The 23,919-nt window shown below is 54.4% G+C and carries 30 protein-coding genes; 19 read left to right on the forward strand and 11 right to left on the reverse strand.

Annotated features, from left to right (window positions below; translation table 11 throughout):
• Positions 1 to 2: 2 nt before the first annotated feature.
• Positions 3 to 1,295, reverse strand: coding sequence for a flagellar hook-length control protein FliK (locus RCCS2_RS04625; protein ID WP_008231781.1), 1,293 nt, complete (start codon positions 1,293 to 1,295; stop codon positions 3 to 5).
• A 105-nt stretch (positions 1,296 to 1,400) separates the two neighbouring features.
• Here RCCS2_RS04625 and RCCS2_RS04630 point away from each other — a divergent pair, with 105 nt between their 5' ends.
• The 6 genes from RCCS2_RS04630 to RCCS2_RS04655 all read left to right on the forward strand — a co-directional run bounded on the left by RCCS2_RS04630 (position 1,401) and on the right by RCCS2_RS04655 (position 5,445).
• Positions 1,401 to 1,694, forward strand: a complete 294-nt coding sequence (locus RCCS2_RS04630; RefSeq protein WP_008231783.1) for a rod-binding protein — start codon at positions 1,401 to 1,403, stop codon at positions 1,692 to 1,694.
• Positions 1,695 to 1,719: 25 nt separating this feature from the next.
• Positions 1,720 to 2,028, forward strand: coding sequence for a hypothetical protein (locus RCCS2_RS04635; protein ID WP_156788418.1), 309 nt, complete (start codon positions 1,720 to 1,722; stop codon positions 2,026 to 2,028).
• Positions 2,029 to 2,230: 202 nt separating this feature from the next.
• A complete protein-coding gene (locus tag RCCS2_RS18755; protein WP_008231789.1) occupies positions 2,231 to 3,769 on the forward strand; it encodes a flagellin in 1,539 nt (512 codons plus the stop codon).
• 94 nt (positions 3,770 to 3,863) lie between these two features.
• Positions 3,864 to 4,238 carry a flagellar biosynthesis regulator FlaF gene (flaF, locus tag RCCS2_RS18525; protein WP_037293188.1) on the forward strand — a complete coding sequence of 125 codons (375 nt, stop codon included), beginning with the start codon at positions 3,864 to 3,866 and terminating at the stop codon, positions 4,236 to 4,238.
• The gene (flbT, locus tag RCCS2_RS04650; protein WP_008231794.1) at positions 4,238 to 4,642 is read left to right on the forward strand and encodes a flagellar biosynthesis repressor FlbT; all 405 of its coding nucleotides are present in this window, start codon (positions 4,238 to 4,240) and stop codon (positions 4,640 to 4,642) included. The genes flaF and flbT overlap by 1 nt, the downstream gene beginning before the upstream one ends.
• Positions 4,639 to 5,445, forward strand: coding sequence for a DUF1217 domain-containing protein (locus RCCS2_RS04655; protein WP_008231797.1), 807 nt, complete (start codon positions 4,639 to 4,641; stop codon positions 5,443 to 5,445). Before flbT ends, RCCS2_RS04655 begins: the two co-directional genes overlap by 4 nt.
• On the opposite strand, the gene RCCS2_RS04660 is transcribed toward RCCS2_RS04655, so the two are convergent.
• Complete coding sequence (locus tag RCCS2_RS04660) at positions 5,442 to 6,794, reverse strand: FliI/YscN family ATPase (protein ID WP_008231807.1); 1,353 nt, start codon at positions 6,792 to 6,794, stop codon at positions 5,442 to 5,444. The two genes, RCCS2_RS04655 and RCCS2_RS04660, sit on opposite strands and share 4 nt — an antisense overlap.
• Positions 6,795 to 6,880: 86 nt before the next feature.
• Between RCCS2_RS04660 and RCCS2_RS04665 the strand changes: the two genes are divergently transcribed.
• The 9 genes from RCCS2_RS04665 to RCCS2_RS04705 are packed head-to-tail and all read left to right on the forward strand — an operon-like array spanning position 6,881 to position 11,402.
• On the forward strand, positions 6,881 to 7,267 hold the full coding sequence (locus tag RCCS2_RS04665) for a FlgB family protein (protein ID WP_008231808.1): 387 nt from the start codon (positions 6,881 to 6,883) through the stop codon (positions 7,265 to 7,267).
• A 9-nt stretch (positions 7,268 to 7,276) separates the two neighbouring features.
• Complete coding sequence (gene flgC, locus RCCS2_RS04670) at positions 7,277 to 7,669, forward strand: flagellar basal body rod protein FlgC (protein ID WP_008231810.1); 393 nt, start codon at positions 7,277 to 7,279, stop codon at positions 7,667 to 7,669.
• 12 nt (positions 7,670 to 7,681) lie between these two features.
• Positions 7,682 to 7,963, forward strand: a complete 282-nt coding sequence (gene fliE / locus RCCS2_RS04675) for a flagellar hook-basal body complex protein FliE (protein WP_008231811.1) — start codon at positions 7,682 to 7,684, stop codon at positions 7,961 to 7,963.
• A complete protein-coding gene (locus RCCS2_RS04680; protein WP_008231817.1) occupies positions 7,963 to 8,232 on the forward strand; it encodes a flagellar biosynthetic protein FliQ in 270 nt (89 codons plus the stop codon). Before fliE ends, RCCS2_RS04680 begins: the two co-directional genes overlap by 1 nt.
• Positions 8,232 to 8,948: a flagellar hook-basal body complex protein gene (locus tag RCCS2_RS04685; RefSeq protein WP_008231818.1), complete on the forward strand. Its 717-nt coding sequence runs from the start codon at positions 8,232 to 8,234 to the stop codon at positions 8,946 to 8,948. Before RCCS2_RS04680 ends, RCCS2_RS04685 begins: the two co-directional genes overlap by 1 nt.
• Before the next feature lie 12 nt (positions 8,949 to 8,960).
• Positions 8,961 to 9,746, forward strand: coding sequence for a flagellar basal-body rod protein FlgG (flgG, locus tag RCCS2_RS04690; RefSeq protein ID WP_008231820.1), 786 nt, complete (start codon positions 8,961 to 8,963; stop codon positions 9,744 to 9,746).
• Positions 9,743 to 10,159: a flagellar basal body P-ring formation chaperone FlgA gene (flgA, locus tag RCCS2_RS04695; RefSeq protein WP_008231821.1), complete on the forward strand. Its 417-nt coding sequence runs from the start codon at positions 9,743 to 9,745 to the stop codon at positions 10,157 to 10,159. Before flgG ends, flgA begins: the two co-directional genes overlap by 4 nt.
• Entirely contained in the window at positions 10,146 to 10,880 is a 735-nt protein-coding gene (gene flgH, locus RCCS2_RS04700; protein ID WP_008231823.1) for a flagellar basal body L-ring protein FlgH, read from the forward strand. Before flgA ends, flgH begins: the two co-directional genes overlap by 14 nt.
• Positions 10,881 to 10,898: 18 nt before the next feature.
• Positions 10,899 to 11,402 carry a hypothetical protein gene (locus RCCS2_RS04705; protein ID WP_008231825.1) on the forward strand — a complete coding sequence of 168 codons (504 nt, stop codon included), beginning with the start codon at positions 10,899 to 10,901 and terminating at the stop codon, positions 11,400 to 11,402.
• Here RCCS2_RS04705 and RCCS2_RS17835 read toward each other — a convergent pair.
• From RCCS2_RS17835 to RCCS2_RS04750, 9 genes are all read right to left on the reverse strand, one after another.
• Positions 11,390 to 11,776 (reverse strand): hypothetical protein, encoded by a 387-nt coding sequence (locus RCCS2_RS17835; RefSeq protein ID WP_008231828.1) that lies wholly within the window; start codon positions 11,774 to 11,776, stop codon positions 11,390 to 11,392. The genes RCCS2_RS04705 and RCCS2_RS17835 overlap by 13 nt on opposite strands.
• The gene (locus tag RCCS2_RS04715; protein ID WP_008231829.1) at positions 11,773 to 12,858 is read right to left on the reverse strand and encodes an EscU/YscU/HrcU family type III secretion system export apparatus switch protein; all 1,086 of its coding nucleotides are present in this window, start codon (positions 12,856 to 12,858) and stop codon (positions 11,773 to 11,775) included. Before RCCS2_RS04715 ends, RCCS2_RS17835 begins: the two co-directional genes overlap by 4 nt.
• On the reverse strand, positions 12,855 to 13,622 hold the full coding sequence (locus RCCS2_RS04720) for a flagellar biosynthetic protein FliR (protein ID WP_232204229.1): 768 nt from the start codon (positions 13,620 to 13,622) through the stop codon (positions 12,855 to 12,857). The genes RCCS2_RS04715 and RCCS2_RS04720 overlap by 4 nt, the downstream gene beginning before the upstream one ends.
• A gap of 11 nt (positions 13,623 to 13,633) precedes the next feature.
• Positions 13,634 to 15,724 (reverse strand): flagellar biosynthesis protein FlhA, encoded by a 2,091-nt coding sequence (gene flhA, locus RCCS2_RS04725; RefSeq protein WP_037293192.1) that lies wholly within the window; start codon positions 15,722 to 15,724, stop codon positions 13,634 to 13,636.
• Positions 15,725 to 15,927: 203 nt separating this feature from the next.
• Positions 15,928 to 18,042, reverse strand: a complete 2,115-nt coding sequence (locus RCCS2_RS04730) for a hypothetical protein (protein ID WP_008231841.1) — start codon at positions 18,040 to 18,042, stop codon at positions 15,928 to 15,930.
• Positions 18,039 to 18,908: a flagellar motor stator protein MotA gene (motA, locus tag RCCS2_RS04735; RefSeq protein WP_008231843.1), complete on the reverse strand. Its 870-nt coding sequence runs from the start codon at positions 18,906 to 18,908 to the stop codon at positions 18,039 to 18,041. Before motA ends, RCCS2_RS04730 begins: the two co-directional genes overlap by 4 nt.
• 63 nt (positions 18,909 to 18,971) lie before the next feature.
• The gene (locus RCCS2_RS04740; protein ID WP_008231845.1) at positions 18,972 to 19,562 is read right to left on the reverse strand and encodes a MotE family protein; all 591 of its coding nucleotides are present in this window, start codon (positions 19,560 to 19,562) and stop codon (positions 18,972 to 18,974) included.
• Entirely contained in the window at positions 19,562 to 19,915 is a 354-nt protein-coding gene (locus RCCS2_RS04745) for a hypothetical protein (RefSeq protein WP_008231846.1), read from the reverse strand. The genes RCCS2_RS04740 and RCCS2_RS04745 overlap by 1 nt, the downstream gene beginning before the upstream one ends.
• Before the next feature lie 12 nt (positions 19,916 to 19,927).
• Positions 19,928 to 20,422, reverse strand: a complete 495-nt coding sequence (locus tag RCCS2_RS04750; protein WP_008231848.1) for a flagellar basal body-associated FliL family protein — start codon at positions 20,420 to 20,422, stop codon at positions 19,928 to 19,930.
• Positions 20,423 to 20,542: 120 nt separating this feature from the next.
• Here RCCS2_RS04750 and fliF point away from each other — a divergent pair, with 120 nt between their 5' ends.
• Genes fliF through fliP form a run of 4 tightly spaced genes read left to right on the forward strand, consistent with a single transcriptional unit; the run spans position 20,543 to position 23,694 of the window.
• Positions 20,543 to 22,123: a flagellar basal-body MS-ring/collar protein FliF gene (gene fliF, locus RCCS2_RS04755; RefSeq protein ID WP_008231850.1), complete on the forward strand. Its 1,581-nt coding sequence runs from the start codon at positions 20,543 to 20,545 to the stop codon at positions 22,121 to 22,123.
• 3 nt (positions 22,124 to 22,126) lie between these two features.
• On the forward strand, positions 22,127 to 22,684 hold the full coding sequence (locus RCCS2_RS04760; protein WP_008231851.1) for a FliH/SctL family protein: 558 nt from the start codon (positions 22,127 to 22,129) through the stop codon (positions 22,682 to 22,684).
• Positions 22,677 to 22,961 carry a FliM/FliN family flagellar motor switch protein gene (locus RCCS2_RS04765; RefSeq protein ID WP_008231853.1) on the forward strand — a complete coding sequence of 95 codons (285 nt, stop codon included), beginning with the start codon at positions 22,677 to 22,679 and terminating at the stop codon, positions 22,959 to 22,961. Before RCCS2_RS04760 ends, RCCS2_RS04765 begins: the two co-directional genes overlap by 8 nt.
• 1 nt (position 22,962) lies before the next feature.
• Positions 22,963 to 23,694, forward strand: coding sequence for a flagellar type III secretion system pore protein FliP (fliP, locus tag RCCS2_RS04770; RefSeq protein ID WP_008231855.1), 732 nt, complete (start codon positions 22,963 to 22,965; stop codon positions 23,692 to 23,694).
• The last annotated feature ends 225 nt before the right edge of the window (positions 23,695 to 23,919 follow it).

Genomic DNA, 23,919 nt, shown 5'->3' on the forward strand with positions numbered 1-23,919 from the left:
CCTTATATACGTAAATCGAGGCCAGTGGTCTGAGGCGCTGTCAGGATTGCGGGCGTGTCAGCTGCCTCGGACACGTCTAATTCAGCGGGCTCATCTCGGGGCGCTTCGTCAGATCGCGCCTCACTCTTTTGGTCGCCGAAAGTGAAAGAAATCGAAGTATATCCAAGATCGCGGAACTCCTGCGCCAAAAGGTCCATATGACGCCGCAGCAAATCCTGCGTTTCAGGCCGCTCGGCCAAAACGTTTAATACTATTGCCCCATCCGCCGCCGAAAGGCTTAGCCTGACGCGCCCCAGTTCTTCAGGGTTCAGAGCGATTTCTGTCGCTTTGCCGGGCGTGTTGGCTACCGCAACAGCGATCTGCGATGCGACATGCCGTGCCGTTTCAGGCGTGGCGGTTGCCGCAGGCACAGCCTGCGTCGTTGGTATCATCGTCTGCCGCTCAATCGGTGTTGAGGTGATGTTACCCTCTCCGAGGTTAGCCTTAACACCCTTTTCCGAAATATCCTGCTGAAGCTGCGCTGTCATCTGCGCCAAGGCAACCGCAGGCGGCGGCCCGGTGGTGAGGGCAGGCGCCGTTGGTTTTATGGCTGGAATGGCTGTGGCAACGGTTTCTTCCCGCCGCATCCTTGGTGTTTCGTCTGCAAACACGCCAACCGCCACTTTTGCCAAACCGTCCTTGGCTGGCTGGGCTGGTTTATCAGCTGTGGATGTGGGCATGGCCACAGGCGGCGTTGGTATATCCAGATCAGCGGCAGGTGCCATGCGCGCCGATGCAGAATTTGGCACTGGTTTATCGGGTATAGATGTTTGTGGCAGTTTTCCTTCCACAACAGATTGCGCAACCGAAGGGCGTTGCGCCTTGCTTTCAACCAACGGCGCATCGGCTTTATCACCCTTTGCCTGTAGCGCCATTTTTGCATCGACAGCGGTGTCGGCATCAAGAGACGATGGGGACGCAGGCATACCAGAGGGCACCTGTCTACCGTCGACCGGCATGTCTTTCGCATTGGCCTTTGGCGGCTGCGAAACGTCAGAAGTAAGGGATACCAAGAGCTTTACCTCGGTTTCGGCCTTTTTCGTATCGGAGGATATAGGCGCGACCTCAGCCTCATTTTCGGACAAAATGATATCAACCTCTTCCCGTGTGGGCAGTGGCAGATCATCGGCCACAACCTCTGCATCGGTCATCAGGTCGCCAAAAGAGGTTGCCTTTACATCATCTGCTTTGGCGTCTGTTCTTGGAACAGGTTTTCCGGTGCCTGTTGCCGGGTCAGCAAGGATTAAGGGAATCATCGGTTCTCCGATTGGATCAAATCATAACTGCTTTTTGACTCAAAAAACTTACTGAATGTTTAGGACTGTCCGTCAATCTGCCCAAATCACCAACCGGAGAATCCGATGACCATGATCGCTGACCTGCCGCCGCCACGCCCGGCCACCGCCCTGCCTGACTATATACAAAACGATGCGAAACTGCGTGATGCTGCCCAAAAAATGGAAGCCACCTTTCTGGCAGAAATGCTCAAATCTGCCGGGGTTGGTGCACCACGCGAAAACTTTGGTGGTGGGGAGGGTGAGGAGCATTTTTCGTCTTTTCTGCGCGACGCACAAGCCGAAGAGATGGTGAAGGCCGGCGGAATTGGTCTGGCAGAGGCGCTTTTCGAAGCCATGAAGGTGCGTAGCATTGCCTGAGTCGCCGCTTTCAAAACTCCATCATGTGCTTGATCTTGAAAAGCAGGCACTCATGGGGGCGAATTTTGAACCGCTTGCGCAGCTCTTGCAGCAAAAAGAAGAACTACTGACGCAACTGGCCCCGATGAAACCTGCCAAGGATGTATTGCGCGGGGTAAAGCAGAAAATGGACGAGAATCAAACTTTGCTGGGTGCGGCAATCAAAGGTGTTGCCGCGGCAGGTGAACGCCTTGAGGCGCTCAATAACGTCCAGAAAACACTAAGTGTCTATGATCCATCAGGTCGTGTCGAACTGGTGAGTAAGCATAGCAATCACCTTGAAAAGAAGGCGTAATTTCACTCAAATTCTTTGTATTTGATGTGATCGGATTAACGGGTTGTTCAGGCTGGTTTGGTTATCTGTCGGCATCGCCAAAAGGGCGCATCGACACAATGTGATCGGTGGTTTTCGTCAGAATGACGCTTCAAACCGCAGGAAATCTGCGGGTTTTCCAACCAACCCGGTGCAAAGCGCCATACACAAAGGACCATAAAACATGGCCAGTATTCTGACTAACAATAGCGCGATGGTCGCGCTGCAAACACTGAAATCCATCAACAACGACCTGTCCAAAACCCAATCGATGATCTCAACGGGTAAAGAAGTCGCGTCAGCCAAGGACAACTCGGCCGTCTGGGCGATCTCCAAGGTGATGGAGTCCGATGTCAAAGGTTTCAAGGCGATCTCTGAAAGCCTGTCTTTGGGTGAATCTTCTGTTGCAGTTGCCCGAAATGGCGCTGAAACCGTGACTGACCTTCTCAACGACATGAAAGAGAAAATTGTCGCGTCGCAGGGTGAAAACGTCGACCGAACCAAGTTGCAGGCAGACGTTGACGCGATCACTGATCAAATCGCATCTGTTGTTGGCGCTGCTCAGTTCAACGGACTGAACATGTTGTCGGGCACCGACAGCGTGAACATCCTGTCATCACTTGATCGCGGCAGCGATGGCACCGTGTCTTCATCTAACATTACCGTTGCAAGACAAGACTTGAGCACTGACGCAGGTGTCTTTGGCACAGGTACAGACCTGGCTGCAAACGTTGCGACGACCCTGGGTGGCAACATTGCCGCAGATGGTACAGGCGACGCGTTCTCAAATGGCGCAAACGTGCTGGGGGCTACAGTTGCCGGTACAGTGACCATTGGTGAGACGTACAATGTTCAGGTCGCTGGTGAAACGGTCAGCTTCACGACTACCGCCGCAACAACAGCAAACCTTGCCGAAGGCCTTACAGCAGCACTCAATACTGCTGGTATCGAGGATATCACAGCTTCGTTTACTGGCTCTGTGATCAGCATTAGTTCGACATCAAAGTTTGATGATGTTGAGGTCAACACCAGCGGTAACGGTGCTGCAACGTTCGCGCTGCAAGCGAACAACGTTACAGCAGCGGTTGGCACAACGGCGTCGCAGACCATTGGTTCCCGTGCATCCGAAATTGCATTCTCAGCCACGGCTGGTGTCGCTGACGGCGACGGGTATCGTGCAACGATCGGTGGCGTGAACTTCGACTATGTCGCCGGTCCAGGTGAGATTTTTGAAGATGTCGCACGCGGCCTCAAGACCGTCATTGATGGTGCCGGTGTTGAAAACATCTCAACCAACGTAAAGCAGGATGAGACCACCGGTGCGTGGGTTCTGCAGATTGACAATGATGGTGCTGTCCAATCGCTGGTAGAAGCAGGTGCCGCTGGCGGTACTGCGACAGGTGGTCTTGTTGGCCTTGATAAGCTGGACGTGACGACAGACGAGGGGACTGAGGCTGCTTTGGCCAACATCGAAACCTACATCAATACCACCATTGATGCTGCAGCTGACTTTGGTTCCAGCCAAGGCCGGATTGAAACACAGTCTGACTTCATTTCGAAGCTAACAGATTCGTTGAAGTCCGGTATCGGCGCATTGGTTGATGCCGATCTGGAAGAAACTTCGGCACGTTTGCAGGCGCTTCAGGTGCAACAGCAGTTGGGCGTGCAATCTCTGTCGATTGCAAACCAGGCACCGCAGACGATTTTGTCGCTGTTCCGGTAAACTTAAGCGGTGGCGCCAAACCCTTGGCGCCACCCTTCTCAAGGTCGCGATAAAATCGGGCCTCGTTCCACATTGCGCCGGAAAGGACCCACGCGTGAACGTTACTGAACAAGCAAGGCAAGCCTATGCCCCGACTCAAGTCGCGGTACGCACCACCCGATCGGTCGAAGCACAGCTGATTACGCAGATCACGTCTCGTCTGCAACGGCTGAGCAAGATGCCCACCCCGGATTTTCCAAAACTCATGGCCGCAATCCACGACAATCGCCGGATGTGGACCACAATGGCCGTTGATGTCGCCGACAAAGGCAACGCCCTACCAAAGGAGCTGCGCGCGCAGATTTTCTATCTGGCCGAATTTACTGATCATCACAGCCAGCAGGTTATTCGCGGCAAAGCCGATCCGGCTGCGCTGATTGATATCAATATGGCGGTCCTCAAGGGCTTAAACGGGCAGGACGCATCCTGATGTCCGGTCTTGTCCTCAAGCTCAACCCCAGAGAGCGGGTACTGGTCAACGGTGCTGTCATCGAAAATGGTGATCGCCGCAGTCGTTTGTCAATTCTGACGCCTAACGCAAACATCTTACGTTTGCGCGACGCTATTCGCCCTGACGAGGTGAACACACCTGTCAGACGCGTCTGCTACATTGCACAACTGGTTTTGTCAGGTGATGTCGCGGAGGATGATGCCAAACATCAAATCCTGCGCGGAATTGAGCAGCTTAGCCAAGCACTGCGTGACGATGACAGTCGGACCCACCTTGATAGCGCAACAGACGCTGTTGCGCGGCTCGACTTTTATCGCACACTCAAGGCTTTGCGAAACTTGCTGCCGCGCGAAGCCCGTTTACTGGGGACAGCCGCACAATGAGTTTCCAACCAGTGCTTCCTTTGCAAGGCTATATCGGCTGGCGCTTTCTTGAGCGCACGGCCGAGGCCCAGCAAACGGCATTCTCCAACAGCGCACCGATCCAGCGCGCGACCGACTATTTTCGTGAAAACATCGGTGATGTTCGCACGGCCAGCGACCTGGTCAATGATCGGCAGCTTTTGTCGATCGCACTTGGTGCCTTTGGCTTGGACGATGACATCAACAATCGCGCCTTTATTCAAAAAATCCTGGAAGATGGTACTGTGGCGCAGGATGCTCTTGCCAATCGTCTGGCGGACAATCGATATGCTGATTTTAGCGCGGCCTTTGGATTTGGCGATAGCCCCATACCGCGCACTGTTCTGGGCCGCTTTCCGACTGAAATTATTGACCGCTTTGAAGCCCAACAATTCGCCCGTGCGATCGGAGAGCAAAACAACGATATGCGCCTTGCAAGCAACGTAAATTCTGGCGTTGCAGACATTGTTGCAGGCAATGCGACCAACACCGGGCGATGGTTTTCCATCATGGGAAATGCCCCACTGCGCGAGGTTTTTCAGACCGCACTCGGTCTGCCGAACAGTCTTGCAGGTATTGATATCGACAAGCAGCGCGAAGTTTTCCAAGAACGCGCCCTTTCTGTTTTTGGCACCGATGACGTTGCACAGATCGCAACACCCAAACAAGAAGAAAAACTGATCCGTTTGTTCCTGATCCGATCTGAAGCAAATGATCTGGCTGCCAGTTCTGCTGGAACAACCGCTTTGACCCTCTTGCAATCCGCGCCACGCCTGTTCGCCTAAAAGCCAGCGCCGGCCTGCGCATCAGGTCGCATAGGTGAGGACGCAATCGCCTGACGCAGTTTCGCAAAATGCGCCATCGTGCCGCGTGTATCTTTGATTGTCAGAAAATCTTCCAGTGCTGGTTGCGCAGCGATCGCAGCATCCAGCAACGGGTCAGATCCTGATACATAAAGACCCGCTTGCACCATCATTTCTGATCGGACGTATGTGCCTAGCAAGCTTCGTGCTTTGGCGATGATTTCATTTTCTTTCTCGTTGGCTGCGTCGGGCAACGCACGCGACACAGATCGCACCACATCCACAGCTGGGAACCGTCCACGTTCCGCAATTTCGCGATCTAGCACGATATGGCCGTCCAACACCCCGCGCAGCATATCAGCCACAGGTTCATCCATGTCAGAGCCCGCCACCAAAACCGAAAACACAGCCGTGATATCCCCTGACGCACCTGCCCCGGGTCCGGCTCGTTCACACAGGCGTGCGATAGCAGGCCCGGTTGAGGCAGGGTATCCTCGTAAATTTGCGCTTTCGCCGCTGGCCACGGCCAATTCGCGATGCGCCTCGCAAAAGCGGGTCACTGAATCGATCAAGAGCAACACATGTAGCCCGGCATCACGAAACGATTCGGCCACAACCATCGCTGATAGCGCGCAACGCCGGCGGACCTGTGGCCCGGTGTCTGAGGTCGCGGCAACCACGACCGCCCGCCCCATCCCATCCGCGCCGAGCACATCCTGCACAAAATGCCCTACTTCGCGGCCGCGTTCGCCAACCAAGGCAATAACAATCACATCCGCCTGTACCCCGCGCGCCAGATCGGCAAGCAGTGTTGATTTACCAACGCCGGAGCCCGCGAAAAGCCCGACGCGCTGACCACGAACCAATGGAAGTAGCGTGTTAAATACAGCCAGACCTGTTTCCAACCGCGCGCCCAAGCCGCGCCGTTCGTGCGACGATGGCGGTGACCTATTCAGGTCACCGTTCTGCGCACCCGGTAACAAAGGCTGGCCATCCAGCGGCCTGCCGTCGGGGTCAATAACCCGTCCGATCCAACCTGTATGCGGAGCGAATATCGGCGCGCGCTGAAACACAACTGGATCATTGATTGACACCCCATCGGTCGCGCCATCGACCAACAAATGCGCACCCACCTGATCAAGTTTAACCACCTCAGCCATGCGTTTGCCCGCTGCTGTGTGCAGTGTCGCCCGGTCACCCACCCGCGTTTCGCCTTGTGTACAAGCCGAATGGACTGTCCCCGCGGACACCCCAATCACCCGTCCTGCGGTATGAATATAGCTTAGCTGATCAACCGCGCGCCGCATCTGATCGAGAAGATTTTCTTGCATTAACGTCATCCATTCAAATGCCACACACTTCTTTTTAAGGAATCACCCTTAATCCTTCGTTGAAAGCAACCGAGGGAGAATCCCCGATGTATAATTCTTTGGATTTATTCCAAACCGCAGGCGCAATGGCGCGCCACGCTGGCACCAGACAGGCGGTCGTGGCGCGCAATATCGCCAATGCAGATACGCCTGACTTTCAGGCGCAGGCAATAGCGCCTTTCAAAGATGTTTATCAGGACAACGGTGGTGCAATGATGCGCGCCACCCGCCCCAGCCACATCAGTGGCGCCGACGCACAGCCAAATATCCGCATGCAGCAAGCCACGGTTGGGGATCCATCCCCCAATGGCAATACGGTCTCAATCGAGGATGAGATGCTGCACAGTGTTGACGTGGCCCGCGAACATAGTCGCGCACTGATGGTTTATCGACATGCAATGACGGTGCTGCGCACCAGCCTTGGCAGAAGTTAAGGAGACGATATGACTGATTTTAGCGATGCCATTTCTGTCGCGACCAGCGGGATGAAAGCACAGGCCAGCAGGTTGCGCCATGTCTCTGAAAATATTGCGAACACGGACACGCCGGGATACCGGCGCAAGGCGATCACATTTGAGGAATTGGTGACCCAAGGCCGCACAACCGGCGCGGTTGAAACCGGTCCATTGCGCTTGGATCAGACTGAGCTCAAGCGTGTTTATGACCCGTCTCATCCGCTGGCCGACGATACCGGCCACTATAATGGATCTAACGTGAACCTGTTGATCGAGATTGCGGACGCCCGAGAAGCGCAACGCAGCTATGAAGCTAACCTCAAAATGTTCGATCAGGTGCGACAGATGTCGTCTGCCCTGAACGATTTACTTCGCAGATAAGGAATAGACACCATGGATATCAGTGCACTTGTTGCCCAGAATTACGCGGCAAGCAAAACCGCGACAGCGCCTGACGCAGGGGGTGCCAGCAGCGCCTTTGGGACGGCCGCAAACAGCTTTATGACTACGCTGCAGGCCAGTGAAAACACCGCAATGCAGGCGATGACAAGCGGGGCTGACCCGCACGCCTTGGTCGAAGCCTTGGCCCAGACCGAACTGGCCGTCCAAACCGCGGTCACCGTGCGGGACCGCGTGGTTGAGGCATATCAGGAAATTCTGCGGATGCCTGTCTGATGTCTGAAACGCTGTTCTATGACACGCTGCGACAAGGGCTTTGGGTCGCGTTTGTGATCTCAATACCTATTTTGTCAGTGGCGCTCGCCTCTGGCTTGTTGGTTGGTTTGTTTCAGGCGCTGACATCAATACAGGAAATGACCCTAACTTTCGTGCCCAAACTGGCCGCAATCATCGCGGTCTTCTGGATCACGATGGCATTTATGTCTGAAAAACTGGTCGCACTGTTTCAGAACACTTTGATCCCGATCATTGCCGGGGGGGGCTGATGGACAACGCCTCTTACACCGCGCTGACGCGTCAATCAGGTTTGCTAAATGAAATGCAGACGCTGGCGAACAACATCGCCAATGCCTCGACCACCGGCTTTCGGGCCGAGGGGATCATTTTCGCTGAGCATGTAAAAACCATCGGGCCAGACGCCCCATCGCTATCTATGGCCACGGCAAATGTGCGCAATACCGTGATGACGCAAGGCGCATTGGCACAAACCGGCGGTACCTTTGATCTAGCGATCGAGGGTGACGGGTTCTTTCTAGTTGAAACACCGGGTGGGCCGCGATTGACCCGTGCGGGTGCTTTTGGCCCAAATGAAAACGGTGATCTGGTCACAGCTGACGGATACGCCGTGCTTGATGCCGGCGGCGCGCCAGTCTTTGTGCCACAGGGTCTTGGTCCTGTCGGGATCGGACCGGACGGAACCATAAGCGCTGGCGGACAACCGATTGGCCAAGTTGGGTTGGTGATCCCAACCGACCCGCTGCAAATGGTCCGGGAAGGTAGCGTGATGTTCGACGCACGCGGCGGGTTTGAGGCGGCGCCTGACGGGCGCATGTTGCAAGGGTTTCTTGAAGGATCGAACGTGAACCCGATTCTGCAAATCGGGCGCATGATCGAAGTGCAGCGCGCCTATGAACTGGGCCAAAGTTTTTTAGACAAAGAGGATGAACGCATTCGAAGCGTCATTCAGGCCATCCGCACATAAAGGAGACGACATATGCGCGCACTCAAGATTGCAGCGGCAGGCATGACTGCCCAACAAATGCGGGTCGAGGTGATTTCAAACAACCTCGCCAATATGAACACAACCGGGTACAACCCCCGGCGTGCCGAATTTGCCGACCTGCATTACCAGCAACTGGTACGACCCGGCACAATCAACGCATCTGATGGCACGGTATTGCCGACCGGCATTCAACTGGGGCTAGGCGTGCGCCCAAGTGCGATTTCGGTGATGCTCAGCCAGGGTGCGTTGGGTGCAACAGGCGGCGATCTGGACCTCGCGATTGAAGGGGACGGCTATCTTGAGGTCACGCTACCATCGGGCGCGTCGGCCTATACTCGCGACGGGGCGCTCAAGCTGACGGGCGATGGTTTGATCGTCACATCCGATGGCTATCCAGTCGTGCCCGACCTGACAGTGCCACGCGACACCCGGTCACTATCAATCAACGCCGAAGGCGAGGTATTTGGTTACTTCATTGATGAAATCCAGCCTCAACTTTTGGGGCAGTTCAGCCTGGCAGGTTTTACCAATGCCAAGGGACTTGAGGCGATAGGATCAAACCTATTTTTGGAAACACCGGCCTCTGGCCCATCAGTCGTCGGAACACCGGGCGAAGATGGATTGGGCGTGTTGCGACAAGGCTACCTTGAAGACAGCTCAGTCGATCCGGTTCGAGAGGTGACAGACCTGATTGAAGCGCAACGCGGATATGAACTGAATTCCAAAGTGATCACCGCCGCCGATCAGATGCTAAGTGCGATGGTGCAGTTACGATGATCCGTGCACTGCTTGCCCTATTGCTGAGCGTATCTCCGGCAGCCGCTGAAACCGTCGTTGCGGCGCGCACAATACGGGCGCAATCGGTGATCACGGTTGATGATATCATCATTAACGAAGAAACAACCGCCGCCGCCATTGACGCCGCGAGAGCCATCATCGGCATGGAGGCGCGCGTCGCCCTTTTTGTGGGGCGCCCCATACTGCCGGGTGATGTTGGCCAGCCGGCAGTCGTTGAACGCAACCAGATTATCCCATTGCTGTTTGAAAAGAATGGCTTGGTCATTTCGACCGATGGGCGCGCCTTGGGTCGGGCCGGGCCGGGCGAGGTGATCCGCGTGATGAATGTCGGATCACGCGCAACGGTTTCGGCTATGATTGGCAATGATGGGGCAGCCTATGTGCAAAGGTAAATTTTTCGCAGTCGTTCTTATGCTGCTGGTGACTGGTTGCGGCGTCAGTGACATTGGCACACCACCCCGCTTTTCGCCACCAGCGCAAAACACCGAACGTGCAGCAATGCTGAACCCCAGTATGCCCACGCCAATTGCCGCCAGCGCGCTTGGACCTTCCTCACATGCGTCGTTGTGGACAGGCGCGCGCGGGTCATTGTTGGGCGATCGCCGCGCGATGCAACGCGGCGACATTATGACAGTTGTGATCGAAATTGATGACAGGGCTGAAATATCAAACTCGAGCGACAGGTCGCGCTCTGCCTCGCAGCAGGCGGGTGTGCCGCAATTGTTTGGCATCCCGCAGCGTATTAACAGAGCTTTGCCAGAGGGTGCATCCTCGGCTGCAATTGTCGATCTCAATTCACAAAGCTCTGCATCTGGCGACGGTTCGGTGCGGCGAAACGAGCGGCTGACACTGCGGGTGGCTGTGACCATCACAGATGTGCTGCCCAATGGGGTGCTCGCCATTGTCGGTCAACAAGAAGTGCGCGTGAATTTTGAATTGCGCGAACTGATTGTCACCGGTTACGTCCGGCCAGAGGATATTACACGTCAAAATGAAATCACCTACGACAAGATCGCGTCTGCGCGCATCTCGTACGGTGGGCGCGGCCAGATCACGAACATGCAGCAACCCCGTCTTGGTCACCAAGTCCTTGAATCTGTACTCCCATTTTAAACAAAGGCGGGGCTTGCGATGAAAGCTTTTCTTCTTCCTGTGATATTATTGCTGGCTGGCACAGGTGCCGGGGTCGGCGCTGGGCTGTTTCTGACACCAGAACCGGTCGAAGACGCCGCAGTTGATACGCATGATTGCCCGACGCCGGACACCACCATGGATGCCACGGCGGTGACCGCAGCAGTCGAAGTGACCCCAGAGCGCGAATATGCAAAGCTGAACAACCAATTTATCATCCCCGTGATTGAGGACGAAAAGGTCGCAGCGTTGGTTGTGATGTCGCTCAACCTGGAAGTTACAGTGGGCAGCCGAACTGCTGTTTTTGCGGCAGAACCAAAACTGCGTGATCGTTTTCTTCAGGTCATGTTTGATCACGCCAACAACGGCGGGTTTTCCGGTAATTTCACAACTGGAACAAAAATGCGGGCACTACGCAATGAACTGCTGCGCGTGGCCCAAGATATCAGCGGTCCCCGGATCACCGATGTTCTGGTGATTGATCTGGTCCGTCAGGATTCGTAAAGCGCCTTGCGCGCTACGGCTATCCGGGCAGTCGCCTGCGATGTCTGATACAGCCGTTGTGCTGCCTGATCCTTGCCAAACGACCGACGTAACTTAGCAGTCAGCTCTTCTTTTTCCGCCAACACTCTGGCCAGTTCCGCATTGATGATAGTGCGGCGCTGATCAATCCAAAGCTGCCAATTCAAGTCTGCGATAGCCACAGACGCCGCATCACCCCCATCTTGGGGCGTATCAAGGCGTTGTTTGCGCTGATGGGCAAGATCTTGAAGGGTTTGACGCAAATCATTCTCTTTCGACAATACGACCGCAAGGTTGGCCCGATCTGCCTGCAGACGCAATTGCGTGATCTGCTGCAGGTGCTGTGTCTTGCTCATCGTCGCGCCGCCTTCTTGCGAATACCTTCGGCAAATCGGATCGCTGCCGCCACTGCGCGATAGTGATGCTGCGAAATCTCTTGCCCCAACGTCACCTCTGCATGAAGCGCACGTGCTGTTGGCGGGTCAGAGTGCATCGGAACGGCACTTTCGGCTGCAATTTCACGAATACGCGCTGCAACCTCATCCACGCCTTTGGCAACACAAATAGGTGCCATGGCCTGTGACCGATCCCATTTCAGCGCGATTGCATAATGTGTCGGGTTCACGATGACAACGTCGGCTGTGGGCACATCCAGCAACATCTTGTTTGTCGCAATGTCGTGCCCGCGCTGGCGTCGTTGTTGCTTGATGAAGGGATCGCCTTCGGACTGCTTCAGTTCGTCCATCATTTCCTTACGGCTCATCCGGTTTTTCCGGGTATGTTCGGCGCGCTGCCACAGAAAATCGATTGTGCCCAAAGCCAGCGATATCAGTAAAACAATGCCCATCAGCGCCAACAGCATATGGCCCAATTCAGCGATGATCAGCCGCGGAGGCAACTGCATGCTGCCGATGATCCGCTCAATCTGGCCAACCAAAAAGAACCCAAGCACAACACAGTAGATTGTCAATTTGGTGCTACTTTTTGCGAATTCAAACAGGCCTTGTCGTCCAAACTTGTTTTTGACGCCAGAGATCGGCGATATCCGGTTCAGCTTGGGCACAAGCTTGCTTCCGGTAAATAAGAACCCCCGCTGCAAAATAACACTGACGATTGCAAGCACCGCCGGGACGGCAAACCAAGGCGCGACGCCCCAGGCAACTTCGCGCAATATCCCGCCGTGCAGCGCCGTGCCGCCACCAGCAAAGGCGAGAGAAGACAGGTCATTGGACTGTTCCAGCAAGATCGATAACGATGTGGATAGATCAAGCAAGGCGACGGGGCCAATTGTCAGCATCGCCAGCAGCAACCCCGCATATGCCGCGGCTGTTGTCAGGTCCGCAGATCGTGCGATTTCGCCCTTTTTACGCGCATCATCAAGCTTTTTCTGGCTTGGCTCATATTGCTTGTCGCTGTCTTCTTCTTCCTGCCCACTCATGGCCAGACACCAAAAGGCATCCCCATGAAATCTGAAAACGCCGCCACCCAGATCGCCAGCATGATCGGTGCTGTCAGGAAGAATAGAAAAAGACCACCAGCCGTCAGCGCGGGCGCACCGACGAAGGATACCATCAGCTGCGGCATCGCCCGGTTGATGACCCCTAGGACAACATTGTAAATCAAGGATGCGATCAGAAAAGGTGCGGCCAACATAAAGCCAAAACCAAAGGTGCGCCCCACTTCGGCCACCCCGACCTCTGCCACCAGACTACGTTCTAACCCTGCACCGAAAGGCACCAGCGTATAGGTATGGATCATATAGCTGGCCGCTTGAATGTGCAGACCCGACAAAGCCGCAAGCGCTGTGCCTGACACAACAAGCATGTGACCAATCGCTGGCTGAGGGTCAACAGCCGCGGTACCCCCAAAAATCTGCGACAGCGACGTTGATTGCGCGGCAATTGATCCCGCAATTTGCAGCACCAGAATGAAAAATCGTAAAAAGATACCAAAAAACAGGCCTGTCAGCGCCTCCATCGCAAGGATACCGAAACCCGCTAACAGCGCCGTTGGGACCGTTTCGAAACTTGGCGCAACTGCCGGGGCCACAATAAGGGTGAACATCACAGCAAGCACCAGACGCACCCGTGTGGGGACAGGCTGGTCGCCGAAAGCGGGTAAAACGGCCATGACGGCCCCAATCCGGGTGAACACCGCAAACAAAGTCCATAGTGCAGCTTGCGAATAAGGTAACAATGCCATCACCAGATCCATCAGGCAGGCACCAAGCCAACCAATGCGGGGCGGGCATCGATGCCAATCTCTTCAAATGACAAAACCGGGTTCATAATACCCTTCGCAGCCATCACCGTGCGCAGGAAACGGCGGCGACGCGTCGATGTTACAACGGCAGCATAGGCCCCGGTGTTGGCAGCCTGACCAAGTTTTTCAGCGATGCTATCAGCCAGTTGATTGAAACTATCCGGCGGCAAGGCAACATCACCACCGCCCCGATCCGTCCGCACTTCATAGGTGGCAAAGGTGTCTTCCCATTCCGGGGCCAGCTGAACCAAAGGAATGGTCCCGTCGGGTCTGCGCATTTTGGCAACCAGTTGAAACCCTAACCGCTGTCGGACATGTTCTGTGATGGTATCCGCACTTTGATAAAGCTGACGCCCTTCGGCGACCGCTTCAATAATCAGTGAAAGGTTGCGGATCGATACCCTTTCTTCAAGCAGCAGGCGCAATACCGATAACAAGACATCGAGTGGCACCTTATCCGGCACCAATTCATCCAGCATCCGCCGGTTCGCATCAGCGCGGTCCTGATCGCTAAGCCGTGTCATTTCATCAAGACGCCTGCGCAGGGCTTTGAAGGTCAGCAGACGTGCAAAGTTACGCTTCACAATTTCGAGCAGATGCGTCGCCAAAACCTCGGCTGGCTGCACCGTGGTCAGCCCGGCAATGGCGGCTTGTTCTTGATCAGTCGGCGCAATCCACCGGGCCGGTGCGCCATAAACCGGTTCATTAACCATTTCGCCAACAAGGTCGTCTGTATCGGTTTCATTTATCAACGCCAGAACCAAATCCGGCTGCAGCCTATCGCGTACCTGTTCGACCCCTTGAACGTGCACAACGTAGTATCCCGGTGGCAAGGCAGGATTATCAGTCAGCCTGATTTCGGGCAGCATGACCCCGTAATCAGTTGCCACATGATTACGCATATTCGCGATGCGTGCATCCAGACCCGTGCCTGGATCCAGCACCATATCCACGAGGTCGGGCGCAAACTCCACATGAATATCGTCCAGATCAAGCATATCCCCCATCGCATTCTTTGATGGCGTGACTTCTGCGGTCGTTTCCAGTTCTGGGATTGCGTCATCAGCCCCATGCGCGGATCGCGCCATATATGCAGCGCATCCTCCCAATACCAATGCACCCACGATAAACGGCACGAATGGCAATCCGGGCACGAGCGCAAGCAGCCCCAACAAGATCGCAACAGTGGCAAGCGCTGCGGGATGCCGCCCCAGTTGCGCGACCAATGCAACGTCGGTTGCTCCGCTCGCACCTCCGCGCGCCAAAAGTAAAGCGGACGCCACAGATATAACAACAGCAGGTATTTGCGATACCAAACCATCACCAACCGTCAAAATAGCATATGTTTTAAATGCACGGCCAATAGGCATATCGTGCACCATAATTCCGATCAAAAGCCCCATGATCAGGTTCAGCGCAGTGATCAGCAGCCCGGCAATTGCATCGCCCTTAACAAATTTAGACGCGCCATCAAGTGAGCCAAAAAACGTCGTCTCGGCCTGCTCGCGTTCGCGTCTTTCCTTGGCCTCCTGATGGTCGATTGCGCCCGCTGCGACATCACTGTCAATCGCCAACTGTTTACCCGGCATCGCATCCAGGGCAAATCGCGCACCCACTTCGGCCATGCGTGTCGCACCTTTGTTGATAACGACGAAGTTGACGATCAGCAAAACGCAAAAGATTACCAAGCCAAGAATGACACTGCCACCCATGACGAACATTGCAAAGCCTTCGATCACCTCGCCCGCAGCGCTGGTTCCGGTGTGCCCTTCACCAATGATCAGTTTGGTAGACGATACATTCAGCGAAAGGCGCAACACCAAAGATGCCAGCAAAACCGTCGGGAAGGCTGAAAAATCCAGCGGCCTGTCAATGAAAAGCGTCACCGTGAACATCAGGATCGCAAGGGCAAAGGATGCAGCCAATCCGATATCAAGAACCCATGCTGGCATTGGCAAAATCATCATCACGATGACCGCCATCAACGCCATGGCCAGTAGGATGGTTGGTTGAAAAATATCTCTGAATGAAAAACCCGTCATCTTGGCCTGCCGTCAGATTTTAAATCAGATATCCGGCACGCCAAGGCGGTAACCCATGGGTTAGCTAAACCACATACACAGCTATAGTGCACGTCTGCGTCATCATGCTTTTGCACGTCTGGCATTCTGCCCGCCCCGATTGATGTCATTCAGACACGTCAGATCCCGTGTAATTTGAATTGATTTAAAAATAGTAAGCGTTTCTAAAAATCGGTCGGTGCTGGAAAAGTCTCTAGAAGCGCGCGAATTGTTGCCCGTGATTGTTCCGCGCTTTCAATCAATGTACGGCCATTCAACAAAGTCGCACTCCCTATTGAAAGCATGTCAGGTGACTGCGGCACATCAGCCGACGCAGCGCTTGTAATCGCATTGGTATCCGGGGTGGGCTGTTGTGCCGCCGCCTGGCGTAGTGCCTGTTCACGTAACGCGTCTTGTTGCGCTGCCAGCGCACCAATTGCGTCACCAGTCATGACTGTCATCGCCTGCATTGGAAAGTCTAACGCGAGCAGGTGGGCCGCCACTGTATTCTGGGTTTCGACGCTGTCTTGATCCAGATTTTCTTGCCACACGAGCTCTAGAAACGCGGCATCCGGCATGCGTTGCGTGGCTTGCCGGAAAAGCTGCTCACGGTACGATGCCCACTGCTCAGCAGATAAATCACTGGCGCGCTTTTGAAGTAAATCGCGCGCGTCCTCAAATCGATCTACGGAAAGATAGGCGCCAAACTGTGCCTCAACGAGGGTTGTTGCCACACCCGAATCCATGTTCTCAAAACGCAATGCATCTGCCAGTAAGAAATCAGCGTCCGAAAATGCAACCCCGCTTGCAGCACCTTCCTCGAAAAATCGCATCATCGCCTCTGGGTTAGTGCGCCGATCATTTCGTGCAACATCCGTCACTTTTTCAATTGCTGCGGCATCATCGCCCAGCGCGTCCGATAACGCCGCGTTGGCCAAGGCCAGGGCTACATCATTTCGCGGTATAGTAGACTGCCCACCAAGCACCTGCATTGCTTCATCTTCTGCGGCGATAGACAGTAACGCCTCCGCCAATCTTGGTGCAATCGGCTGCTGCACATATACAGGTAACGCGCGGTACGCATTGATCACTGCTGTGCGATCAACCTGCGCGTCCAAGGGTGACTGCGGCTGCGCCAAAAGTGCCCAAAGTGCCACTGGCGACGGGCAGCTGACCTGACCGGCAAACAGGTCTTGCGCGACAGGTTCTTCATCAATGATCCGCGCAATAGCCCGCAAATGTATGCGATCCCGCGACTGGACGCCGTCCAAATCAAGCGTCTGTCGGGCTTCATGTCCAAAACCGAGATGTATATAAAGCTGGGCCAATGCGCGCAGCGCCCCATCTTCAAACTGATCGGCGGGCTTTATCAGCGCGCTGCGTGCATTGCGTAACTGTATATGTGGCGCACGGTCATCGCCCCAAGAAGCAATATCAAAATTGCTATCAGGCAAACAGGTCTGTCCGATCTGCGTTTGCGGCTGTGCCGCTGAAAGGCCAACCGCCAATGGGTCAATGCCCGTTCGGGCATTGAGCCCAGGAAGCGATGCGCCATCCTCCAATACAAAAGCATGATCCGGCTCAACGACTGTCCCATCATCACTGCCGGTCGTCAGATCCTCTTGCAAGAGGCCGTCAGACAGCCCACGCCCGAGGCTTTCTCCGAGCGCTTGCGCGATCATTTGCAACGCCGTATCGGTGTCTGCTTTGTGTTGTTCCTCGTCAGTTGTGGCCTTTGTAATTGGCTGATCCAATACTGGATCGGCGTTCACCGACTGTGTAGTCTCAACAGACTGCTCCTCTTGTCGGAAACGGGGTGTAATCAAAGGCAACACTGAACTGCGCGCAATCCGGAAAGTCGCACCGCTGGGTTGCGGCGGTGCCGGATCGGGCGTTACCGAAGCATTTTGTGACAAGGCCAATTCAAAAGGTGAAACCGAGGGTGCAGGGCCATCACGAATATCAATCACCAAATAGTTGGATCGATACATCGCCGCTTGTGCATGGCATTGGCAATCAACACGTATCAGCAATTCTCCGGCGCTCGGACTTTGTGAAACATCGACAATTCGCTCGCGCGGGATCAGGTCAAAGAACTGGTCCAAAACGAAACCATCTTGTGTTGGCAAACGTAACAGGTAGCCTTCGTTCGTGCGACCTAGCTGCCAATCAATGTCGCGTGGTACACCGATAACGACCCTGGTAAATGTTGCATGCTCACCTGTTTGAACCCGCAGTGGACTAGCATGTGCCAGCACAGGCATAAGTATCAGCCAAAAAAACAAAACAATGCCTCTCATGCGGCATCCTGTTTGGTGGCTTTCAGCGCATCTTCCATGTCTGCAAAGCTGGGACGATACCTGCCGGGCATATTTTGACGGCCCACTTCAACGCAAATGTTAGGCGCGTGTGCATAAAGGTTCGCGACCAAAACTTCGCGGATCAGCTGATGGAAATGCGCGTCTTCTTCGACAACGGCCTTCACCTTCACGGCGAAGGGACCTACAAAACCATAAGCTAAAAATACGCCCAGAAATGTACCGACCAGCGCACCACCAATCAGCTTACCCAGAACCTCTGGTGGTTGGTCAATTGACGCCATCGTTTTGATCACCCCAAGCACCGCCGCAACAATTCCCAATGCAGGTAGGCCATCAGCCACAACTTGAAGGGCATGCGTTGAATGCATTTTATGGTGTAATGTCGCCTCGATCCGTTTTTCCAAGATTTCCTCAACCTGATGCGGATCATCATAATTCATAGAGGCTGATCGCAGCGTGTCGCAGATCAGGGCAATCGCCTCAGCATCATCAAGGATTTTAGGGTACTTGCCAAAGATGGTCGATGTATCCGGCGCCTCAATATGGCTTTCCAAAGCAACCGGGTTTGTTTTCGCAACGCGCAATAATTCAAACAGCATACATAGCAGGTCACGGTAGTCTTCCGCTTTCCATTTTGGTCCTTTGACGATCTTTCCCAAATCCTTCACCGTATGCTTGATAGCAGAGCCATCATTGCTGATCGCAAAGGCACCAATTGCGGCGCCACAAATCATCAGCATTTCAAACGGTAGGGCCTTAAGGATAATTCCCATTTTGCCGCCAGCCAGCAAATAGCCCCCAAAAACGGTCACAAACACCACGACAATACCAATCAGACCGATCATGTGGCGAATTTCCTTACAGTGTCGTTTTCTAACGGGTTGCGAATCTCTTGTAAGGCGAAGGGATTAAGGATTTGTCAGCGGCGCATCAGTTGGGACATCAGCGTTACGACCTGCAAGGACAACGCTAAAGGAATAGGCAATTTCCGGGTCCAGTTCCGTCATGATCAGTGCAGCAGCATCCGGGCGCATCAAGCCAAGAAACCCGGCGGCGAATCGTGGCGGCATCTGTGCAAATAAATCCGCAGCTTCTTTCGGCTTCATGTTTTCATAAACCGTCGTAAGCTGTGCCACATCCGTCTCAGCGGCGGTATCAGCGCGTGCAATCGTTGCACTTAATGCAGTTTCAGCCTGAACAAGCGTCTCTAGCTTCTCTTCTATTTGCTCTTCTGCACTGCGCAAAGCCTGCATCCGGTTTTGCAGCTGCGCCTCACGTTCTGTCAGTCTTTGTTCGCGCGCCTGCAGGGCAGCCAGCAATGTTTGCGTTTCGCTGGCCACCACGGGCGATGCTGGCTGTTGTGCAATTTCCACAGACGCCTCATTGGCCATCGCAGGAGCAACCTCTGTCGCGAACCGCAACACAGCCGACGCGATTAGCAGACTTGTGATAACGTGTAATGCACCAAACCCGCGGTTTTTGTTGGAATGTCGTGCCATTATTTGGCTTCAGCGTCGGCACTGCGTCGCACGAAAAAAGGGCTGGCGGCAATACTTGGCGCAGCTTTTTCTGGCACATCATGCAAGGATGCGATTGAAAGTTCGAGCTTTTTATGCGCCACCTCAGCCCGGGCGCTGACCGCATCAAGCTGCGTAACGGATTCCTTTGCAGACGTCTGCGCCTTGGTCAGAATTTCGGTCAATTCATCTACCTGCACTGACAAGACCGCAACCGCACCGCCCACACCCTTTTCAAGGTCCGTAAAGCGGCGCAGCCGACGTGACAGAACATAGCAATATAATGCCGCCCCCAACGCACCTGCGGCCAAAAGAATATCGGCGATCATTGTCATAAAGGTGCCTTTCTAGCTCAGTACAAATTCCATGATCAGGATGTCATCAACCCGCCCCGGGCCCGTAACAACCTGAATGCGCCGCAACATCTGCGCGCGCAGACGCGGCAATGTCGCCGGGTCCTCAAGCGAGGCGATGTCAATCGCACGCAGATACCCGTTAAGCACATCAACAATGCGCGGCCTAATCGCCTCAACTTCAGCGGCATGATCAGGACGCACTTCAAGCTGTGCGGCAAAACGCAAATGATCGCGCCCGCCCTGCCCCGGCAACGAAATGACAAGCGGATCAATGGCAACAAAAGCCACATCCAATTCTGTGTTGGATGTTTCAGACGCGGATTCTTTTTCGGCTGCATCGCTACTGTCTGATCCGCTTAAGACACCGGATTGGACAGCATAAAACCCACCACCCGCACCGAGAATGGCAAGAACAAACCCAAAAACCAAAGGCAGTTTTGACGCTTTACGCGGCGCATCTTCGGCAACATCAGCATCTGCAGTCATCACGGCTCTCCGGTGAATTTCATTTTTTATTGAATAAACCGAAAAGCCCTAACCGATTGTTAAGCCTCATGGGGCAAACAAAGAATACAGGCAGAACGCCTTTCGGATGGAGAACCCAACTTGGAAAACCTTGGCAAGGTCTGGTCAGCGTTAAGTATACAGCGCCGGATCATATTGATCGTTGTGACAGGCGTCGTATTTATGGCCGTACTTCTGCTGGCGCGTGGCGCTGGCACAAAGGATATGTCGCTTTTGTTCGGCGGGTTAGAGCCACGGGCAGCGGGTGATGTTGTGACAGCACTGGATCAACAAGGCGTCGCCTATGAGGTCAGAGGAAATGCGATTTATGTACCCACCGTACAGCGCGATGGGCTACGTATGGCCCTTGCCGGACAGGGGCTGCCTGCGACCGGCAGCCAAGGGTACGAATTGCTTGATTCGCTATCCGGGTTCAGCACGACAGCGCAGATGTTTGACGCTGCCTACTGGCGCGCCAAGGAAGGGGAGCTCGCGCGTACCATCGTGGCCAGCCCACATATTCGCGCAGCACGGGTGCACATCTCAACCCCGTCCCAGCGCCCGTTTCAAGCTGCACAAAGCCAAACCGCAGCTGTGACCGTCACAATGGCCGGGACGACGCTGTCGACCCAGCATCTTAAGGCGTTGCAGTTTCTGATCGGCGCTGCGGTGCCAGGTCTGTCACCTGCAGATGTGGCCGTCATTGACGATGAAGGGGGGCTGCTGTCCGAAGCAGATACAAACAGTGCTGGCATGAATGGTGACAATCACGCTGAAAACCTGCGAAAGCGGGCAGAACGGCTTTTGGCGGCCCGCGTTGGGGTAGGCAATGCTGTGGTTGAGGTTTCGGTCGATCAAGTATTGGAAACCGAAATGATCACTGAAAGGCGTGTCGATCCCGATAGCCGTATTGCGATCAGCACGGACGTCACAGAAAGTTCAGGCAACTCGACCGACAGTCGGGGTGGCGATGTCACAGTGGCCTCAAATCTGCCAGACGGTGACGCAGGTGCACGCAGCGGCAGTGCCAGCAATGAAAACAGCGAAAGCCGCACGCTGACCAATTACGAAGTGTCGCAAACAGAACGTCAGCTCACCAAAGCACCCGGTGCAATCAGACGGCTTACTGTGGCGGTTTTGGTGAATGATTTGGTTGACACCGCAGCGGATGGCACAACCACAACCACACCGCGGACGGAAGGTGAACTGGCGGCCCTTGAAGACTTGGTCGCGTCTGCCGTTGGATTAGACGTGGATCGTGGCGATGTTCTGACGCTTCGATCAATGCCATTTGAACCTTTTGAACCCGTTGGCACCGCTGCGACAGGACCTGCTGCATCGCTTCCTCTTGATATGATGCAACTAATCCAGATTGGTGTTTTGGCTGCTGTCGCCCTTATTTTAGGACTATTTGTTGTGCGCCCTATACTGGCGTCCAGCGGTGCCAGCGCGGCACAGTTAAGTATTGAGGAACAAGCAGAACCTATCGACATTAGCCCGCCTATGGCAATGGCCATGGATGACAACGCGCTAGGTGATTTCATCGATAACGGCCTTCTGGGTATGGACGCGGATGATGATCCTGTTGCGCGCCTTAAACGCATCATTGCAGATCGGGAACCAGAGACACTTCAGGTCCTGCAAAACTGGATTGAAGAACCGACTGCAAAGGCAAGTTCCTAAGTTATGGCACAAGTCAAACTCGAGTCATTTGAAAGCGACTCCTTGTTGGCAGAAAAGCCAGATGAGGGGTTCGCACAGGGCTTTACCGAAGGCCACGCCGCGGGTCTTGTCGCCGCACAGGCGGCGCAAGCCACGCTGACACAAGAGATGGTCCAAAGCGTCGCAGATCTGCAGTTCAAATATGAGGAGGCCCGCGGTGAGATCACGCAGGCCATGGGGCCACTTCTGACCACTTTGGCCTATAAGATCTTTCCGCAATATATCGCTGATGGTTTTGCAGATCAGATCGTGACACTTTTGCTGGATGCCGCCACAAATGATGCGGCTGGACAATTCACCCTACGCATCCATCCCGACAACCATGAAGCGGTATCAGCGGCCATCGCATCAGCGCCGCTAGACGCCAATGTCGTCGCTGACGAGGCGGTGCAACTGAACGCTGCCTGGATCCAATATGAGGCAGGCACCCTTCACATCGACTGCGACCAATTGCTTGCCGATATCAAGGCGATCATATCGTCAATCGACCTCATTCAACCAAGGAGCGAAACGCATGGATAATTCTATTGAGCAGAGTGACAAGTCGCATCCGCTTCACAACATCCCGATCGAAATTTCGGTGACGGTAGGCAAAGCGCGGCCGTTGGTGCGCGATTTGCTGCAGCTCTCTGAAAACGCGATTCTGCCACTTGATAGTAAGATAGAGGACCCCGTTGAAATCTATATTGGTGACCGGTTGATCGCGCGTGGTGAATTGCAAGAAGCCGATGGCGCTGAACCAGGGCAACTGGCCGTTCGGTTGACCGAAGTCGCCCATGACAAGGGTGATCTGTCCTAGGATGCGACGCGCGCTGATCATCGCGGCGGTCCTGATGGTGGCGCTCTCCGGGCCGGCCATCGCGCAAGAGGTTTCAATCACCTTTGACGACGACGGTTCATTGGCGACGCGGTCTATTCAACTTCTCATTCTGATTACGGTGCTCAGCCTTGTGCCAGGCATTGCAATCATGGTGACCTGCTTTCCCTTTATCATTACGGTGTTTGCCATCCTGCGGCAGGCGATCGGCTTGCAACAGTCACCGCCAAACATGCTGATTGTGAGTCTCGCACTTTTTTTAACATATTTTGTTATGGAACCCGTCTTTCGTGAAGCATGGTCCAATGGGATCGACCCATTAATCCAAGGCCAAATCGCGCTGGAAGAGGGTTTTGTTCGCACGATAGAGCCGTTGCAAGTTTTCATGCTGACCCGCATTGACCCCGATACGTTTACAGCTTTGGCCGATTTACGACCAGACGTGAGCGGCAATGGACCTGCATCTGATGCACCACTTTCTATTGTTGTTCCCTCATTCTTACTTAGCGAGATGGAGCGCGCATTTCAGGTTGGCTTTCTTATTTTTATGCCGTTTTTGATCATTGATCTGGTTGTTGCTGCAGTTTTGATGTCGATGGGCATGATGATGGTGCCGCCCGCGATTGTTTCATTGCCCTTCAAACTGGCCTTCTTTGTTGTGGCGGACGGCTGGACACTGATCGCCACAAGTCTGGTCCAAGGCTACGGCACATAACTTCGCCGGCCTGGCATTGACTGCCACTGCTAACAAATTACGCTGAAATCATGAACTTTGCGGTCTGTTTAATCTTCGCGTTGCACCATCAAGCCATCAAGCCATCAAGCCATCAAGCTATATCGCTTTGTCCTCTTGGAATGACCAATAGGCAAGGCATCTCGGTGGCGGCACAAAGTGACGAAATATATGCTTGACCGCGCAAAACGCGCAACATCTTAACCA

The organism is Roseobacter sp. CCS2 (assembly GCF_000169435.1).
In the GTDB taxonomy this organism is placed as follows: domain Bacteria; phylum Pseudomonadota; class Alphaproteobacteria; order Rhodobacterales; family Rhodobacteraceae; genus Yoonia.

Excerpts from the sequence above, each read along its gene's own strand:
- RCCS2_RS04625 (WP_008231781.1), bottom strand. The coding sequence starts at position 1,295 with ATGATTCCCTTAATCCTTGCTGACCCGGCAACAGGCACCGGAAAACCT.
- RCCS2_RS04630 (WP_008231783.1), top strand. The coding sequence starts at position 1,401 with ATGACCATGATCGCTGACCTGCCGCCGCCACGCCCGGCCACCGCCCTG.
- RCCS2_RS18755 (WP_008231789.1), top strand. The coding sequence starts at position 2,231 with ATGGCCAGTATTCTGACTAACAATAGCGCGATGGTCGCGCTGCAAACA.
- flbT (WP_008231794.1), top strand. The coding sequence starts at position 4,238 with ATGTCCGGTCTTGTCCTCAAGCTCAACCCCAGAGAGCGGGTACTGGTC.
- RCCS2_RS04655 (WP_008231797.1), top strand. The coding sequence starts at position 4,639 with ATGAGTTTCCAACCAGTGCTTCCTTTGCAAGGCTATATCGGCTGGCGC.
- RCCS2_RS04660 (WP_008231807.1), bottom strand. The coding sequence starts at position 6,794 with ATGCAAGAAAATCTTCTCGATCAGATGCGGCGCGCGGTTGATCAGCTA.
- RCCS2_RS04665 (WP_008231808.1), top strand. The coding sequence starts at position 6,881 with ATGTATAATTCTTTGGATTTATTCCAAACCGCAGGCGCAATGGCGCGC.
- flgC (WP_008231810.1), top strand. The coding sequence starts at position 7,277 with ATGACTGATTTTAGCGATGCCATTTCTGTCGCGACCAGCGGGATGAAA.
- fliE (WP_008231811.1), top strand. The coding sequence starts at position 7,682 with ATGGATATCAGTGCACTTGTTGCCCAGAATTACGCGGCAAGCAAAACC.
- RCCS2_RS04680 (WP_008231817.1), top strand. The coding sequence starts at position 7,963 with ATGTCTGAAACGCTGTTCTATGACACGCTGCGACAAGGGCTTTGGGTC.
- RCCS2_RS04685 (WP_008231818.1), top strand. The coding sequence starts at position 8,232 with ATGGACAACGCCTCTTACACCGCGCTGACGCGTCAATCAGGTTTGCTA.
- flgG (WP_008231820.1), top strand. The coding sequence starts at position 8,961 with ATGCGCGCACTCAAGATTGCAGCGGCAGGCATGACTGCCCAACAAATG.
- flgA (WP_008231821.1), top strand. The coding sequence starts at position 9,743 with ATGATCCGTGCACTGCTTGCCCTATTGCTGAGCGTATCTCCGGCAGCC.
- flgH (WP_008231823.1), top strand. The coding sequence starts at position 10,146 with ATGTGCAAAGGTAAATTTTTCGCAGTCGTTCTTATGCTGCTGGTGACT.
- RCCS2_RS04705 (WP_008231825.1), top strand. The coding sequence starts at position 10,899 with ATGAAAGCTTTTCTTCTTCCTGTGATATTATTGCTGGCTGGCACAGGT.
- RCCS2_RS17835 (WP_008231828.1), bottom strand. The coding sequence starts at position 11,776 with ATGAGCAAGACACAGCACCTGCAGCAGATCACGCAATTGCGTCTGCAG.
- RCCS2_RS04715 (WP_008231829.1), bottom strand. The coding sequence starts at position 12,858 with ATGAGTGGGCAGGAAGAAGAAGACAGCGACAAGCAATATGAGCCAAGC.
- RCCS2_RS04720 (WP_232204229.1), bottom strand. The coding sequence starts at position 13,622 with ATGGCATTGTTACCTTATTCGCAAGCTGCACTATGGACTTTGTTTGCG.
- flhA (WP_037293192.1), bottom strand. The coding sequence starts at position 15,724 with ATGACGGGTTTTTCATTCAGAGATATTTTTCAACCAACCATCCTACTG.
- RCCS2_RS04730 (WP_008231841.1), bottom strand. The coding sequence starts at position 18,042 with ATGAGAGGCATTGTTTTGTTTTTTTGGCTGATACTTATGCCTGTGCTG.
- motA (WP_008231843.1), bottom strand. The coding sequence starts at position 18,908 with ATGATCGGTCTGATTGGTATTGTCGTGGTGTTTGTGACCGTTTTTGGG.
- RCCS2_RS04740 (WP_008231845.1), bottom strand. The coding sequence starts at position 19,562 with ATGGCACGACATTCCAACAAAAACCGCGGGTTTGGTGCATTACACGTT.
- RCCS2_RS04745 (WP_008231846.1), bottom strand. The coding sequence starts at position 19,915 with ATGACAATGATCGCCGATATTCTTTTGGCCGCAGGTGCGTTGGGGGCG.
- RCCS2_RS04750 (WP_008231848.1), bottom strand. The coding sequence starts at position 20,422 with ATGACTGCAGATGCTGATGTTGCCGAAGATGCGCCGCGTAAAGCGTCA.
- RCCS2_RS04760 (WP_008231851.1), top strand. The coding sequence starts at position 22,127 with ATGGCACAAGTCAAACTCGAGTCATTTGAAAGCGACTCCTTGTTGGCA.
- RCCS2_RS04765 (WP_008231853.1), top strand. The coding sequence starts at position 22,677 with ATGGATAATTCTATTGAGCAGAGTGACAAGTCGCATCCGCTTCACAAC.
- fliP (WP_008231855.1), top strand. The coding sequence starts at position 22,963 with ATGCGACGCGCGCTGATCATCGCGGCGGTCCTGATGGTGGCGCTCTCC.